Here is a 15,517-nt window from a genome sequence, read left to right as displayed (position 1 = left end):
TTATATAGAAACGCTGTTCAATTATAATTGAACAGCCGTTTCTATATAGTGACCTTCTTCTTCACTGTCTTCAAAGACAAGGATCAATTCTTTTGGTTTTTCTTTTCCCCAGTTTGCAACTTTTAGGGTCAACAATACAGGTTCATCCATTTTCATTAAATAGTTAATGTAGTTTTGCTTGTCCTCTAATTTTACCAGAATTTTCCCTAGACTTAGCGTTCCGAACAGATATTTTTTACCTTTTACATCAACCAATTGCGTACCATAAGTGTTTAATTTAAGTTCGCGTTCATTTCTGTTGTAAGAGGTAAGAAAAAGTTCAACGGTTGCAGTTTTTAATTTAGCGTCAATTTGAACGCTTTTAACGTCAATTTGAATTTCATCTACTACTAAGGGCTCCTTTTCTATCTTATCGGACTGTGCATACACAAATTGTCCAAATAATAGAAACAGGCATACGATAACGAAGTTTTTTATTATTATTTTCATTGAATACAATCTGTTTTTAACTGTAATCAAACTAACATGAGCATATTCACTACTATTTGCAAAGGATATGTAGATGCTGGTTTCATTTTTAAAAATTAAAAAAAGCTATGTACTGAATACATAGCTTTCTATATTAAATCTTGTTTTTCTTATTAACGTAATCGATCTGCAGACTTGATCAATTTTTCATCTTTACGAATTGCTCCTAATGCTAAGGATAGAAAAATAATTGATATCGGCAATAAAAAGAAGCCAACACCAATTGTCCCTGCTCCTAAAAACTGGTTTACCGTTACCAAATGACCACTTGCACTTGCATATAACCATATGCCTAATAAAATGATCAATACAATATTCAGAAGAATCAATTTTATCTGAGTTTTGCGATTCTTAAATTTGAAGATGGTATATAGGGGTAACAGGCCCACTATTACCGTTGCAATGATCTGTAAGATATAATAAAAACCAGTTTCATGTGTTGGCAAACCAGCCGACGTTCCATAAATACCTGTTACTTTTACATCTTTTCCAAGGCCTACAAGATCATTATAATGAACATATGGAAACAGAAATAAGCCAAACAAAACAAGTCCGGCTACCAGCAAATAAATGGTTTGAATACGTTGAATCATTTTTTATATAAATTGATTGATGACAAACTTAGATAAATTTGATTGCAAACACAATATATTTCCGATACAAACACCCTTTCGTAGCTGGAGATAAGATTGAAAATTGTCTTTGTTTGGGTTACAATCAAATGTGTTGCAATGTGATTATACTAGACTTACCGGTCACTTGTCTTATTATATTCGCGAACTGCTAATTTAAAAATAACACATTACATAACAATAACAATTAATTCCAGCTTTTGATTTGGTATTTTTTACTTTTGCGAGATGTTATATATTTATGGCGCTACAGCACACGCTAAAGTTGCTGTCGAAACTGCAGAAGAGCTTAAATTGGATATTGCAGGTCTTATTGATAAATCATTGCTTATTACTGATGTCTTTGATTATCCGGTTGAACTTCACCAAGAGATAAATCAGGAAAAAGATATGGTATTTGTAGCTGTTCTCGATTCGGGATTACGACAAAGAATTGTTTCCGAAAACTGTTTTTGGAAATACTGTTCACTGATACATCCTAAAGCACATGTCTCTAAAAGAGCGGATATCGGTAAAGGTACTTTTATTTTACCTGGAGCATCCATTGCTCCTGATGTTCAAATTGGTAACCATTGTGTTATTGGTAGCAATGCAGTGATTGCCAGCAATACTATTGTTGAAGATTTTGTTACAATTGGCCCTAATAGCAGTATTGGAAGTAATGTTTTAATTGGAAGTGGTTCTGAAATAAGTGCTAATATACATATCAGTGCGGAAGAGACAATCGAAAAAAACAGTTATATAATGTCTGTACAATAAGTGTCTTCTTTTGGTGATTTTTACACGAGGACGCAAAGCATCTATTACACAATAAGACCAAAGTCAGGAAAGCTTCCCTGACTTTAGTCTTACTTTTTTAAATTCCTGCAGAATGGAATTGCAGATTATACAATTTTTTATAATAGCCATCGATATTTAGTAATTCATGGTGTGTACCCACTTCCATGATCTCACCTTTTTCTAAGACAATGATCTTATTTGCTTTTTGAATTGTCGATAATCGATGCGCAATCACAATTGCTGTTCTTCCCACCATCAAATTATCAATAGCATGTTGAATAAGTTCTTCTGTTTCCGTATCGACAGATGAAGTTGCTTCATCTAATACCAAAATTCGTGGATCATGTACTAAAGCTCTTATAAAAGAAATCAGTTGTGCTTGTCCTGACGATAGTGTAGCCCCTCTTTCCTGCACTTGATAATCGTACCCACCTGGTAATCTCATAATAAAATCATGTGCCCCGACTTGTTTCGCTGCAGAATGATGGATTCGCGTGTGATATGTTGGTCATGCAAATCTATATTATGTAAGATAGAATCTGAAAATAAGAAAACATCCTGAAGCACTGTTGCAATTGTTTTCCGTAGAAAATTCAATTCATACTCCCTAATATCAATACCATCGAGTAAAATCTGACCTTTATTGATTTCATAGAATCGGCTCAGAATATTAATAGTAGATGATTTTCCTGCTCCTGTAGCTCCAACTAATGCTAAAGTTTCTCCAGGTGCTACTTTAAAACTAACATCACGTAATACCCAATTTTCATCGTTATAAGCGAACCATACATTTTTAAATTCGATTTCTCCATGGATGTGATTTGGTGTTAAATTTCCGTCATTAGGTGTATGTTCGTCTGTATCTAGGACTTCAAAAATACGTTCCGCACTCACCATACCCATCTGTAGGGTATTGAATTTATCGATTAGCTCGCGAATTGGGCGAAAGATCATATTGATATACATGATAAAAGCCACCACTACCCCCGCAGAGATGACATCACCTAAAATCTGCTTGGCTCCAAACCACACCAATAAACCCAAAGAAATAGCCATGATAATCTCCAAAACTGGAAAAAATATTGAAAAATACCAGTTGGCACGAATATGAGCATTCCGATGGTGACCATTGATATCTTTAAATTTATTCATCTCCTGTTCTTCACGGGCAAAGTACTTGATAATGCCCATTCCAGAGATATGCTCCTGTAGAAAGGTATTTAAATTGGAAACCCACTTCCGAACATCCTGAAAAGCAGATTTCATAGCCTCTTTAAATATATAGGTGGCAGCTATCATCAGTGGCATCGGCACGAGAACAATCAAGGTCAATTTCCAGTCGGTATAAAACATGACCCCGAGTATAACTACGAGCTGCAATAGATCACCAATAATTTGGATCAACCCTTCAGAAAAAATATTGGAGATGGTTTCCAGATCTGAAATGGTTCTTGTTATCAGTTTTCCTAATGGTGTCTGATCGAAATATTTTAATCTAAGTTTGGTGATATGATTAAAAACTTCAATACGGATGTCACGAATTACCGATTGTCCAAGCGTATTGGTCATAAGGGTATGGTAGTAGCGGACCAATGTTTGTACAATAAGCAATACAATCATCAGAATAAACATCAAACTGAGTCCCGATGTATTAAACTGTAATATATATTTATCCAGAGTATATTGGATTAATATAGGCAGTGCTGGCGCAACCGCTGCTAATAAGATGGTCAATACCACGGAGATCCAGAATATGTTTCCGTAAGGTTTCATATACTTAACCATCCGACGTAACAGATTGACGTCATATGTTTTTCCTACTATTTTCTCTTGACTCACTTTTTCTATTTTACAGGGTAAGGGTAGGCCACTTCAGTCAAATACAAACCCTGACCCGGTACAGATGTACCAGCCATTGAACGATTTTGACTAGCAATGACTTCTTCCATAAATGAAATTGGTTTACCTTTTATTCCGATCTCTAACAGGGTCCCAACAACAGCTCGTACCATATTACGTAAGAATCGATCTGCTGTAATGTGAAAAACAAGTTTCCCTTCACTTTCCCATATCCATTCGGCTCTCGATACCGTGCAGATATTGGTAAAAACTTGTGTATTAGATTTGCTAAAACAACTAAAATCTTGTTTTCCTAACAAAAATTCAGCCGCTTTATTCATCTTTTCTACATCGGGAATATCTCTTAAAAATGAAGAGTATGCATATATAAAAGGATCTTTTTCGAAATGAAGATGATATTCATAAGAGCGACGCACCGCATCAAAACGGGCATGGGCATCTTGATGAACAGGTAAAACAGATTTAACTGCAATATCATGAGGTAATAAACCATTCAAAGCATGTAGAAAACGATCTGGATTTGCTAATATTCCAGTGGCATCTGCATCAAAATGAACAAATAATTGTTTGGCATGAACACCGGTATCAGTTCTACCTGCTCCAATCGTTTCTGTTGGCACACGCAATAGAATTGCTAAAGCGTCATTCAATCGCTCTTGAACAGAAATTGCATTATTTTGAACCTGCCAGCCATGGTAATTTTTCCCAAAATAAGCTACTTCTATAAAAAATCTACTTTTCTCCATTTTCAAGGACAAAGGTATGAATTAGCAAGAAGATACAAGAATAATGATACGATAGAACTGTCTGAATAAATTCATAAAAGTAATGGCAGTTTACAATTTAAGACGAAAATGGGCTTCCTATATATCAAGGTTTTAAAAGAAATAAAAAAAAGTGTAACGTTTATAATTTTCTCTTACTTACTGTATAATAATTAAACAATTACAATTTAAAACCAAAAATATGGAAACGTCAAGCATCATTCAATCTATCAAATCAAAAATGAAAATGGAATTTACGGCACAAGTTCTGGCTATGTTCTTACTTGCTTTTTTGCCGACTTATTTTGGATTTACTAAAGAACTAGCATTGATATACTATTTCTTTTATAGTGTTTTGTTCATTTTTACCAGCTATTACTTCAGCCGGTTTTATTTTTTTTATAAAATGTGTAATACCATCAATGTTCAAAATATTCAAGATGTAAGATCGTTCTATCATGAGCTACGATTAGAGCTAGCAAATTATAAAAGCTTTCATTACATCACTACATTTATCGCATCGGGATTCGGCATTTTATATTGTTATTTTAATAAAATAAACATTATTCCAGCCCTAAATAAAATGGAGTTATTATTCCCTGGTCAAGTAAACTTATTTATCGTTTGTATTGTTTTTGTATTAATTTTATTTATTCTGACAGAATATGCTGTTAGTTGGTCATACCGCAAACAATTGAAAGACCTAAAGTCCTATATCACGGCATAAAAATGTTCTTCTTCTCACAAAATATGAACTCGAATAAATAGAAATCGGAATTTACATCAGTAAATACGAGAACAACTTAGGAAATAAGATTGGGAATGCATTCTATCACATTCCCAATTTTTAGTATATCTTTAAATCAATCCAAAGTATTTAGTCAATGCAACCCGTAAAGCATCTGATTATTCCTCTCTATTATTAAATAGTAGATTTTACCTGTATGCCATTGCTTTTTGTGCTGCATAAACTTTTTTTAGATCCAGAGGAAATTTTCTATATAAATCCTCCCATTGTGGCGGTGTACAGCTTTTTTTCATACTGTCAAAAGAACGCACAAATAAGTTTTCAATAATAAACCGCACATAATCATTTCCACGTTTATGAAGCCAGCCCATCACTTTTATACGGTCACCTATTTTTTGTATTTGTCCATTTGTTAGTTGTGACTTTAAAAAATTCACGACTGCCTGAAGAATCCCTGCGAAATTTTTATGATTGGACAACTGACGTATTTCATTATTTATTTCTTTGTAATGAGCAGTTATATAATCTGTAGCTATATTTTCATTAATTGTATCCATTCCTTTTTTATTTATATCTTCTTGTTAAATTTCTTAAAAAATCACCTTGTCAACATATAAAAAACGATCAAAACCCCCAGAATATTGATCAGTTTCTGCATATTCTTGTCACTGTTTTGTTATATGATTCCAACAATCACTTTCAAAGCAATCATTAGCTAACCAAAACTTCTTATTCACTAAAACCACTTTCTCTTTTTGCTATTGATACACGAAATTTGTGCCAAATAATCGTAACAGACCGAACAAACAATAAAACAACAGTTTAAGTGAATTATAAAAAATCAAAAGACTGTATATCAATATCAAAATGATCGGCTACTATCAAAATGATCGGTTTTTTTACCCTATCGTGATTTTTAACTTACCTATTCAATAAAAAAGCCTTTACTCAATTATGAGTAAAGGCCTACATATACTTCTTTAATTTGTTTATTTTTTCACGACTGTCAGAATAGCTTTGCTATTACCCTGACCCAAATCTACTGTCAAAATATAGCTAGTTCCTAAAGTAAGGGATTTACCAGAAACTATTCCTAAATTTCCCGAATCTCGCCATTGGTTCCATCGCCAATAAAAATCATATCATTATCTGTACTGATACTTGTTGCTCCAAACTCACCCCCCCAATTTTTTGATGGAAAAATTTGAAGTTGATATTACTTGCATGAATAGATTCTCCGGCCTTCAAGGTAATTTGATATTTTTTGTTTCCGATCGGCATCATACACAAAGCCTTCTCTGGGCTCCAACCGACTTGGTTAGTTGCAATGCCCGGCTTACCAATACCTTCTCCAATGATCCAGATAGCTCCTGTACCATCGGCTTTCAGTGATGCCAGGTTTGCTCCATCCATGGCTTCTAAAAGAAAATACTTCAATTTAAAATCTACCGTTATACGATACTTTCCATTAATACCGTTAAAATTGATGGATCCATCTGACTTTGGGTGAAATAATCCGGATCAATCCACCAGTTTTTACATCGTCGATACCATCAAATGTAACCTGTTCTCCATTTTTCAACTCAAACTCTCCTTTAAAATGATCATCATCAACGCGACTTAATAAATTACCATTCAAATAAATATTTATAAATGGCGATGCTTCATACGTCAATGTATTAAACTTTATGCTATATACACCGGAAGTTAAATTGGTAAAAGGAATTTCGGTCGTAGATCCAATTTCAACAGTATTGTTGACCCAACAAAATTCATTGGATTTCCTTGCTCACCTACTTTTGGAGCCTGGATATAACCCTTTACTGAAGATGGAAAACTTTCTGTAACCGCATATTCATTCGTTCCTATTTTCTCCATCTTATAGGATTTAGACTCTGTTACTAAATTCAAATAAGGAAAATCTGGTCTAGTCAAATCAATTTCATAAGACTGTTCCGTCATTTTCTGACTTATATTCTGTAGAATGAATTTTAACGTTGCCTTACCATTTGGCACATTCTTATAAAAGGGTATAAAGATCTTTCCAGAATAGTCTCCGTTTTCCTTTGTTCGTATAGTGGTTTCCGACACTTGGTCATCTGTAAAAAACAACTGTACTTTTACAGTCGATAAAGCAATCTGTTGATCCGACGCATGCACTTGAAATACTAAACTGTCTCCAAAGTGAGCTGCTGAAATATCTGATTTCACTTCCAATTTGGGCTCACCTATTTGATATACATATTTTTCATCCTTTTTACAGGAATACAGCGCCGCAACTGCGACAGTTCCTAATAGGAAATTTAAAATAGGTCTTTTCATATTTTTTAGATTTTAATTGGCCCAACGATAAGAAACGACTGATTTAGCTGGCACCTCATAGCTAAAATGATTTTTTGAATCACTTATTGTAATCTTTCTATTTTCTTCGGCATCATTCAGCAATACAATTGCATAAGACCCATCTTTATTTTGAAATGCAGTGTACACTAGCCCTTCTGCTGTATATCCTTTCGCTCCAATACGAACTGCACCTGATTTTACGACTGACGAAAGGTGTCCTACAATGTAGTAGTGCGAATTGCGTGTAATATTCTTAAAATTAGATTTACTGATATCAACAGCACCGTAACAGGTCTGACATCCTCCTTCACGATTTGGCCCTTTATCGGTATCTAACATCAGATTCCAAACTATAACTGCTCTACTCCAATTATTGACCGTTCCTAACGCTACTTCACGCATATCTTCCATTAATCTCTTTTCAAGATTTCGACCTTCATTCCACTCTCCGATAGATGTTTCTGTAAAGACCAGTTCTTTATCTGGACGTTGGTTATGAATATCCAATAATTCAGCTTTGTCACCGCCATAATTGTGAAATGCGGCTCCAGCTATATAAGAAGCGGCACCTGCATCGTTATAAATTTTCACAGGATAGTCATTTTGATCAGCAATATTATCATAGTTGTAATTATGATCGAAGGCATAGATTTTAGTTTCTAACGCAGCTGCTTTCAATTGCGGACCTAATGCTTGTTTAATAAAAGCCTGTTGTTCTTGCCATGTCATGTACAACGAAGCTGAATTGCCACGGTTTAAAGGTTCGTTTTGAACTGTAATCGAAGATACCGTGACACCTTCTTTTTTCATTGCCTGCAACCACTGTACAAAGTACCATCCATAGTCTTGGTAATGCTTAGGGTTCAACTGACCACTCGTCCAAGAATCGAAAGGTTTCAAATCTGTCAAATTATTTACTTTCATCCATTTAGGCGGTGTCCATGGAGAACCCATGATTTTGATTGATGGATTGATTGCCAGTATTTCTTTTAGCACAGGTAGGATGTATTGCTTCTCTTCGAACTGCAAGGCAAAATTTTCTTTCCCTTCTTTATCCCAACAAGTATACTCGCTTAAAGAGAAATCAGAACATCCAATAGCGATTCTAATATAATTCATTCCCATACCTTTTCATCTGAAAAAGTTTCTGTTAAAAACTTGGTACGATCTTCCTTGCTCATCTTCATCAAATTATAACAAGTAGATCCTGTAATAGCGGCACCAAAACCGTCCATCGTTTGAAACTTTTGGTTCGGATCTAATGTGATCGTGTTTGGTGACATATTAAATTTCGTACTGAAATCTATATATCCTTTTGTAAAATCTTGGGAACGTGTATTGGTTGTTGTATAAATCGTTACATCGCCTTTGTCTTTTATGTTATCTGAAGCTGAAGGCTTATAGCTATCTCGGTTACATGATGTTGCCGTGATTAAACAGGACAACAGGAGTGTATATATCATAGTGTTATTATTTTTGCGTTTCATAAAATTTTCAATTAATTAGTACCCTAGATTTTGCACTAAATTTGGATTCTGATCGATCTTTGCTTGTGGGATCGGCAGGCGATATGAATTCTTATTAAAAGGGTAAACTTGCGATTTACGCCCTGAATCTTTTGCGTAAACTGCATTCATAATAGATTCGACTTTATCCAATCGGACTAAATCAAACCAACGCTGTCCTTCAAAAGCTAATTCTAAACGTCGCTCTTTCAATAATGCATCCAACATACGATCTTTACCTGCACGTATGGAATTATCTAATTTCGGAAGTTTTACTCTTTCTCTTATACGATCTATGATATCTGCAGCAGCAGTTAAGTTGGGACTTGCTTGCATAATCAATGCTTCGGCTTTCAGTAATAATAAATCGGCATATCTTAGTTTTACCATACTACTCATACCTGATCGCAACTTGAACATAAAGGGATAGTGTGATGCCGGATAGTAGTTACTCCATGTGGCTACATAATAAACGATTGATTGATTCATTCGAATTTGATCACCTTCATTTTGATAGGTCTGAATTAAATCTCGCGAAGGAGTTACCCATTTGGCCCATGTAAAGCTATTATCGTAGTTCGAAAGGTCACGGCCGAACATCCATGTTGCCCAGTTACCTGCTCCTGGAAGAAATTGTGCTTCAAGGATTGATTCACGTGTATTACGCTGTGCCAAATCAGTATTACCAGCATTCATGGCATAGATATCGGAATAATTAACATTCAGATCAAAGCCATCGGTAGCAAGAGCATCCACATACTGGACAACTTTATTGTAATCACGTAATGGTTTTTCGGCATAAACTTTGGCAAGCATGGCTCTTGCTACTGATTTAGTAAATATTGTTTTATTGGAGGAACTTGTATTCGGAGCATCAACTAATGCTTCCACTAAATCTTTTTCAATCTGCTTATAAGCCTCTTCCTCCGTACTTTGTTTTGGAAAGTATTGTGGATATACTTCAACAATATTTTCCGAGGTAATGTCTCCAGCTATGGTTGTAATAACTGGGATAGATCCGAAAATTCTTACCATATCAAACATTGCCAATGCGCGAAATATCTTTGCTTGTGCTTTATACAATTTAATTTCAGCATCGTTAACTGATCGATCAGCTACACTATCCACGTGTATAATCAAACGGTTGGCGCGTGCGATATCTTCAAGATAGCGATCCCAATCTCTTTCTACTACAGAGTTAGAGCCTTCAATAGCATTACTCTCAAAAGGTACAACTTGTGCTCCTGTTGTACCTGCATATGCATTGTCGGCATGGGATTCTGCAATCAACAGTAAATCAACATACCAATGTTCCTGACGATCACGCATTTGATTATACAAAGATGCCAAAAAATTGTCTACTGCAGCTTTATCTTTAAATACAACTTTTTCACCTGTAACGGTTTCTCCTTCTGTAATGTCGGAATATGAATCTAGTGGATCTCTGACCAATGAACAGGCCGACAGCAATGTACTAAACACCAACAAGATAAGCAGATATCTATATATTATTTTCATGATGATTTTCATTAAAATTCAAGGTTAACACCTATAACAAATGAGCGGCTGTGTGGATAAGTTCCCCAATCAATCCCTTGAATAGTTCCACTTCCGCCCCATTGATTTACTTCTGGATCCATGCCTGAATATTTGGTCCACGTCAACAAATTACTGGCTGAAAAATAAGGCTGTATTTTTTGAATACCGTTGCGTTTTAACTTTTCTGAAGCGAAACCATAACTCAATGAAATATTTTTCAATCGTAAGTAGCTTCCATCTTCAATGAAATAATTCGAATTTTTCATATCATATCCAGCTTTCGGTACTTCTGTGATTTGTCCAGGAATCTTCCAGCGATCCAATACTTTAGTAATTTGATTTTTCCCGTCATACATTCCTTCCATTTCCATACGACTAGCGTTGTAAAGATCATTTCCATAGGTTCCTTGTAAGAAAATACTAAGATCAAAATTCTTCCAAGAAAAGCTATTAGTCATCCCATATGTAAATTTTGGATTTGGATCGCCAATGTATGTACGATCTGAAGATGATATCTTTCCGTCTCCATTTAGATCTCGGTACATCAATTCTCCGGTTTCCGGATTAACACCATCACTGATATAGCCATAAAATCCTCCTAAGGCTCGACCTGGCTCATTTCTTACGACATAATCATTGACAACTTCACTGGTCTTTGCTGCGTAATATATTTTTTGAAGCTCTACTTTATCGAGTTTATTTCGGTTGAATGATATGTTAAAGTCGGTATTCCATGTAAAATCTCCATTTAGATTTTTCGATCCGACAGTTAGTTCAAATCCTTTATTGGTCATTTCACCTTCATTACGGGCGATTGTTGAGGCTGTATTCCCTGCTGGAAGGCTAGCATACATCAACATATCTTTGGTTTTTTTATGATAATAATCTACTGTTACATTTAACCTATTATTGAATCCTGCAAAATCAATTCCTACGTTGGATTGCGTAGTCGTTTCCCAACTTAAATCTGGTGTACGTAGGCCTGCTGGATTAATATTAGGGACAGCATTTTCCAGTCCTACTTGAAACCACTGAAAACGTTCTATATTGTATAATTGGAGGTAAGAATAATCTCCTATTCCGGATTGGTTTCCTGTCTGTCCCCAACCTCCCCTAATTTTGAAATCATTTATCCATTCGATATCTGACATAAAGGATTCAGACGATGCGCGCCATGCCGCTGATAGAGAAGGAAAATAACCCCAGCGATCTTTGGGATTTAATTTGGAAGATCCATCTGCCCGTACATTAGCCGTTAACATATATTTTCCATCGTAGTTATACATTGCACGTGCAAAGTAAGACATCATCCCCCAATTAGATGCGCCAGAACCAGTTCCATTCCACGAAATTTTATTTGCAGCATTCAGGGTTTGAATCAGATCATTACGATAGTTGGACCCATTGATATAACTATTGGTATATTTTGAATCTACCCATGATGACCCTGCCATAGCTTCTAAACTATGTTTACCAAAATTTTTGGTATAAGTCAATACATTATCCCAAGTTAATCTGGTATTCATATTTCTAAAATCTGAGGCGGTTCCAAATTGACTTCTTCCCCATGCTGTCGATATTGGATCAAGAAAATTTGTGGTTAAAGCATTTCTTCTATCCATTGTAAAAGAAGATTTGAAAGTGAATTCAGGCATAAAAGTGATCAAGGTACTACCTGTCGCCAATAAGCGATTCTCACGATTATTGTTGTACTTACCTCGTGCTAAATTTTCCAATGGGCTTGTAATATTTCCTATTCCATAAAAATTATTATAGTATTGATTTGGATTTACAGGATCCCAAACTGGTGCATAGGTAGGAGTATTGATCACGGATAGTACCACACCACCTCTACTTGCTCCAGTACCCGTAATTATACCATTATCGTTGTAATCTGAATAATTGATATTGGCTGTTACTTTCATCCATTTTCTTAACTGATTATCGATATTAGCTCTAAAATTATAGCGTTTAAAGAACGATCCTTCTAGGACACCTTTATCATTCACATAACCTGCAGAAAGAAAATAACGCAACTTTTCTGTCCCATCTGAGATTGACAATTGATAGTTTTGCTGTATTCCTGTTTTATATGCTTCTTTAGCCCAGTCTGTTTGATCAGCAAGTCCTGATGGCAAGTTTACCATTCCTATTTCATCCTGCAGCTCTTTATATTGTTGGACATTGAGAACGTCAAAACTATTATTAACGATATTTGCTGTGTACTGCGCATTGAGATTGATTTTGGCTTCTCCACTTTTACCTGATTTGGTGGTGATGAGCACGACACCATTTGCTGCTAAAGATCCATAAATCGCTGCTGAAGATGCATCTTTCAGAATCTGAATATCTGTCACATCATTTGGAGACAAGAATTTTAGATTATCGACCGGTACTCCGTCGACGACATAAAGTGGATCATTACTTCCATTAAAAGATGTTGTACCACGGACTTTAATAGACATTTCAGCTCCGGGTGCACCATTCGGCTGTATTACCGCAACTCCTGCAGCTTTTCCTTGAATTGCTTGACCGACATTGACAATTGGTCTTTTTTCAAGATCTTTTGTTGATACCGATGAGATTGCTGTGGTTACATCTTTTCGTTTTACGCTACCGTACCCAATCACAACCACATCTTCCAGTACATTGGCAGAAGAGCTTAACTGTACTGTCAGATTACTGGAATTGACCAACACTTCCTTTCTATCATAACCAACGTAGGTAAATAACAAAGTTGTTCCGGATGGAACCGAGATTTGAAAGCGTCCATCTTCTTGAGAAGATACGCCATTGACTGTTCCTTTTTGAACAATTGTAACTCCTCCTAGTGGCTTTTGATCTTGGACATCAAGTACACGTCCACTGATCTGTATTTTATCCTGAGCGACGGATGTACCCACTATCGCAAAGAAATAAATTACCCACATAAAAAGAGTTGCTTTCTTAGTAAAGAAAATCATAAGCATTTATAAAATGGTTTCAATAATTTAGTTTGAGAACTACTCAAATAGCCATAGAATTCCCCAGCTCTATGACAAAAACAAAGCTACTAGAACGCTGAGCGGGATAAAAGGGGCTAAATCTAAAAAGTACTGATCATATTTTTAAACACCTTAAAACAAGATGGTTAAATAAAATTCAGGGAGTTAAAAAGTACTAAATTGACCTTTAAGAGCGATCAATTACTGCAATTTGTCGGACTTGATCTTCAAAATCATCTCGATTTCCAACGGCTTTATTGCGGACTTTTGTCCGATAGTTATATACTGTGCGAAGGGAGTAACGTAAGAAACTCGCAATCTTAACACTGTCTGAAATGCCCAGACGAATCAAGGCAAAATACGGAGCTCAGTATTTAGAAACTCACCTTTCTTGGGTAGGATTTGCTCATCTGGAGCAAGCAGTTTATTGAAATCTGCAACAAATGAAGGATATAGATTTAAGAAAATGCGGTCAAAATTAATATATAACTGCTGCACTTCCCGTTCGACCATCTGTGTGGATTTCAGTTGATCTTTGATCGCATCCCATTGCTGGGCACTGGCTTTCTTAAGAAGTGCTTTCCGGATGTCTTCCATCTTATCAATATAATTGGAACAGAGATCGAAAAATTGGGCGATATATTCTTCTTTGATGTGATTTGATTCAAAGAGCTGCATGTTTTTATCATTGACCTCTTCATTCAGTTTACGTAAATTGCTGTTGGTCATCGAAAGCTCTTCACGTGTTAACCTTAGTCGTTGTACCTGCCTAAAGATAAATACCAAACCGATAATCAAGATCAATGATAAAAAGCTAATGACAATTAACATCACTTGTAATTGTCTATTCTGGGTATTGATTTTCTTCTGATAAGCTGCGTTAATAATCGGATAAAAAGATGTGCCTTCTACTATACGATAACGTACATTACAACCCATTGCGTCATCGATCGCTTTTTCAATAAATTTAAATGCATGATCAAAGTCGCGGAGCTCATAATAAGTCAATGCCAGATCTTGCAAAGAGGCATTGTCACGATTAGCAATTTCAATATCAGCAATTGCTGACTGCGCAAAATAATAACGCTGTGCGATTATATTTTTTTCCTGCTTATAGATTAGTCCTATGAAATAGGCAATAAGTGCTCTTTGTTCTAAATCTTCTTTGTTTTCCTTCCACATGGCTTTAAATAAGGTCTTAGCCTCTTCTCGCTGTCCTTGAAATAGGATTTTAATCGCTGTTGCACTTTTAAACTGAGAAGACTGTGGATCAAGAACCATTAACAAGGAGTCTCGGTAACGCTCACTTGCCTGGTAGTATTTTTCATGATTATTGCTTTGGCCATAATGACTGTAAAAAGCGCTATAAGTTTCATAATATTGCGGTAATAATGTACTTGATAGTGTCGTGGGATTTAATTGTTGCAATACATGTTCTGCCTCAATGTACCTACCTATTGAAGAATATATCCAAGCCAGATCTAGACTTACGGCTATTGATGACGAATCTGAATTTTTTAAAGCTAATTGTCGACATAGCATAATATAATGCAATGCCGAGTCGGATTGAAACTTTTTATAGTTTTTAAATATTTCGTAATTTTTCTTTAGATAGTCATGTTCATCTTTTTTTACCAAAGAGGCTTCCTGTTTAAGTTTAGCAATATGATCTTCTCTTTTTTTCACATAGAGTTCTTGATTTTCCATAACATAATCAAGCTTGCGATATAGACTTATACTATCGCTCAAATCCTGCGCAAAGACTGTTAAAATGAAAAAATAGAATAAAAAAAGAGTAATAAAACGTTTCGTCATTATTTAAATTCCCCAATGG

12 protein-coding genes and 2 pseudogenes are annotated in these 15,517 nt (G+C 35.5%); 2 read left to right on the top strand and 12 right to left on the bottom strand.

Going from position 1 to position 15,517, the window contains the following annotated elements:
• Positions 1-21: 21 nt before the first annotated feature.
• Positions 22-489: a hypothetical protein gene (locus L950_RS00315; RefSeq protein WP_021190064.1), complete on the bottom strand. Its 468-nt coding sequence runs from the start codon at positions 487-489 to the stop codon at positions 22-24.
• A 152-nt stretch (positions 490-641) separates the two neighbouring features.
• Positions 642-1,121 (bottom strand): DUF4293 domain-containing protein, encoded by a 480-nt coding sequence (locus tag L950_RS00310; RefSeq protein WP_021190063.1) that lies wholly within the window; start codon positions 1,119-1,121, stop codon positions 642-644.
• Positions 1,122-1,388: 267 nt separating this feature from the next.
• Between L950_RS00310 and L950_RS00305 the strand changes: the two genes are divergently transcribed.
• A complete protein-coding gene (locus L950_RS00305; protein WP_021190062.1) occupies positions 1,389-1,919 on the top strand; it encodes a hypothetical protein in 531 nt (176 codons plus the stop codon).
• A 97-nt stretch (positions 1,920-2,016) separates the two neighbouring features.
• Here the strand turns inward: L950_RS00305 and L950_RS00300 are convergent.
• Positions 2,017-3,779: pseudogene (locus L950_RS00300) on the bottom strand (ABC transporter ATP-binding protein).
• Between the two features lie 5 nt (positions 3,780-3,784).
• Positions 3,785-4,546 carry a tRNA pseudouridine(38-40) synthase TruA gene (gene truA, locus L950_RS00295; protein WP_021190061.1) on the bottom strand — a complete coding sequence of 254 codons (762 nt, stop codon included), beginning with the start codon at positions 4,544-4,546 and terminating at the stop codon, positions 3,785-3,787.
• 220 nt (positions 4,547-4,766) lie between these two features.
• On the opposite strand from truA, the gene L950_RS00290 reads away from it, so the two are divergent.
• Positions 4,767-5,291 (top strand): hypothetical protein, encoded by a 525-nt coding sequence (locus tag L950_RS00290; protein WP_021190060.1) that lies wholly within the window; start codon positions 4,767-4,769, stop codon positions 5,289-5,291.
• 209 nt (positions 5,292-5,500) lie between these two features.
• Here the strand turns inward: L950_RS00290 and L950_RS00285 are convergent, their stop codons facing one another.
• The 8 genes and pseudogenes from L950_RS00285 to L950_RS00260 form a co-directional block, all read right to left on the bottom strand.
• Positions 5,501-5,869, bottom strand: a complete 369-nt coding sequence (locus tag L950_RS00285; protein ID WP_021190059.1) for a hypothetical protein — start codon at positions 5,867-5,869, stop codon at positions 5,501-5,503.
• A gap of 580 nt (positions 5,870-6,449) precedes the next feature.
• Entirely contained in the window at positions 6,450-6,749 is a 300-nt protein-coding gene (locus L950_RS31335) for a DUF5121 domain-containing protein (RefSeq protein ID WP_231576725.1), read from the bottom strand.
• Between the two features lie 40 nt (positions 6,750-6,789).
• Positions 6,790-7,634 (bottom strand): annotated as a pseudogene (locus L950_RS31330) (DUF5125 domain-containing protein).
• A 12-nt stretch (positions 7,635-7,646) separates the two neighbouring features.
• On the bottom strand, positions 7,647-8,774 hold the full coding sequence (locus L950_RS00275; RefSeq protein ID WP_231576724.1) for a glycoside hydrolase family 30 protein: 1,128 nt from the start codon (positions 8,772-8,774) through the stop codon (positions 7,647-7,649).
• Positions 8,771-9,118, bottom strand: a complete 348-nt coding sequence (locus tag L950_RS31325) for a hypothetical protein (RefSeq protein ID WP_231576723.1) — start codon at positions 9,116-9,118, stop codon at positions 8,771-8,773. The genes L950_RS00275 and L950_RS31325 overlap by 4 nt, the downstream gene beginning before the upstream one ends.
• Positions 9,119-9,157: 39 nt before the next feature.
• Entirely contained in the window at positions 9,158-10,678 is a 1,521-nt protein-coding gene (locus L950_RS00270; protein ID WP_031288311.1) for a RagB/SusD family nutrient uptake outer membrane protein, read from the bottom strand.
• 11 nt (positions 10,679-10,689) lie between these two features.
• Complete coding sequence (locus L950_RS00265) at positions 10,690-13,629, bottom strand: SusC/RagA family TonB-linked outer membrane protein (RefSeq protein WP_021190056.1); 2,940 nt, start codon at positions 13,627-13,629, stop codon at positions 10,690-10,692.
• Positions 13,630-14,031: 402 nt separating this feature from the next.
• The gene (locus L950_RS00260) at positions 14,032-15,390 is read right to left on the bottom strand and encodes a DUF6377 domain-containing protein (RefSeq protein WP_197086152.1); all 1,359 of its coding nucleotides are present in this window, start codon (positions 15,388-15,390) and stop codon (positions 14,032-14,034) included.
• Between the last annotated feature and the right edge of the window lie 127 nt (positions 15,391-15,517).

Source organism: Sphingobacterium sp. IITKGP-BTPF85, from assembly GCF_001006065.1.
GTDB classification, from domain to species: Bacteria; Bacteroidota; Bacteroidia; order Sphingobacteriales; family Sphingobacteriaceae; genus Sphingobacterium; species Sphingobacterium anhuiense.
This window is presented reverse-complemented; position numbering and strand designations above follow the sequence as displayed.

What these genes read in the sequence shown, in the direction of transcription:
- L950_RS00315 (WP_021190064.1), bottom strand. Translation starts at nt 489, where the DNA reads ATGAAAATAATAATAAAAAACTTCGTTATCGTATGCCTGTTTCTATTA.
- L950_RS00310 (WP_021190063.1), bottom strand. Translation starts at nt 1,121, where the DNA reads ATGATTCAACGTATTCAAACCATTTATTTGCTGGTAGCCGGACTTGTT.
- L950_RS00305 (WP_021190062.1), top strand. Translation starts at nt 1,389, where the DNA reads ATGTTATATATTTATGGCGCTACAGCACACGCTAAAGTTGCTGTCGAA.
- truA (WP_021190061.1), bottom strand. Translation starts at nt 4,546, where the DNA reads ATGGAGAAAAGTAGATTTTTTATAGAAGTAGCTTATTTTGGGAAAAAT.
- L950_RS00290 (WP_021190060.1), top strand. Translation starts at nt 4,767, where the DNA reads ATGGAAACGTCAAGCATCATTCAATCTATCAAATCAAAAATGAAAATG.
- L950_RS00285 (WP_021190059.1), bottom strand. Translation starts at nt 5,869, where the DNA reads ATGGATACAATTAATGAAAATATAGCTACAGATTATATAACTGCTCAT.
- L950_RS00275 (WP_231576724.1), bottom strand. Translation starts at nt 8,774, where the DNA reads ATGAATTATATTAGAATCGCTATTGGATGTTCTGATTTCTCTTTAAGC.
- L950_RS31325 (WP_231576723.1), bottom strand. Translation starts at nt 9,118, where the DNA reads ATGATATATACACTCCTGTTGTCCTGTTTAATCACGGCAACATCATGT.
- L950_RS00270 (WP_031288311.1), bottom strand. Translation starts at nt 10,678, where the DNA reads ATGAAAATAATATATAGATATCTGCTTATCTTGTTGGTGTTTAGTACA.
- L950_RS00265 (WP_021190056.1), bottom strand. Translation starts at nt 13,629, where the DNA reads ATGTGGGTAATTTATTTCTTTGCGATAGTGGGTACATCCGTCGCTCAG.
- L950_RS00260 (WP_197086152.1), bottom strand. Translation starts at nt 15,390, where the DNA reads ATGGAAAATCAAGAACTCTATGTGAAAAAAAGAGAAGATCATATTGCT.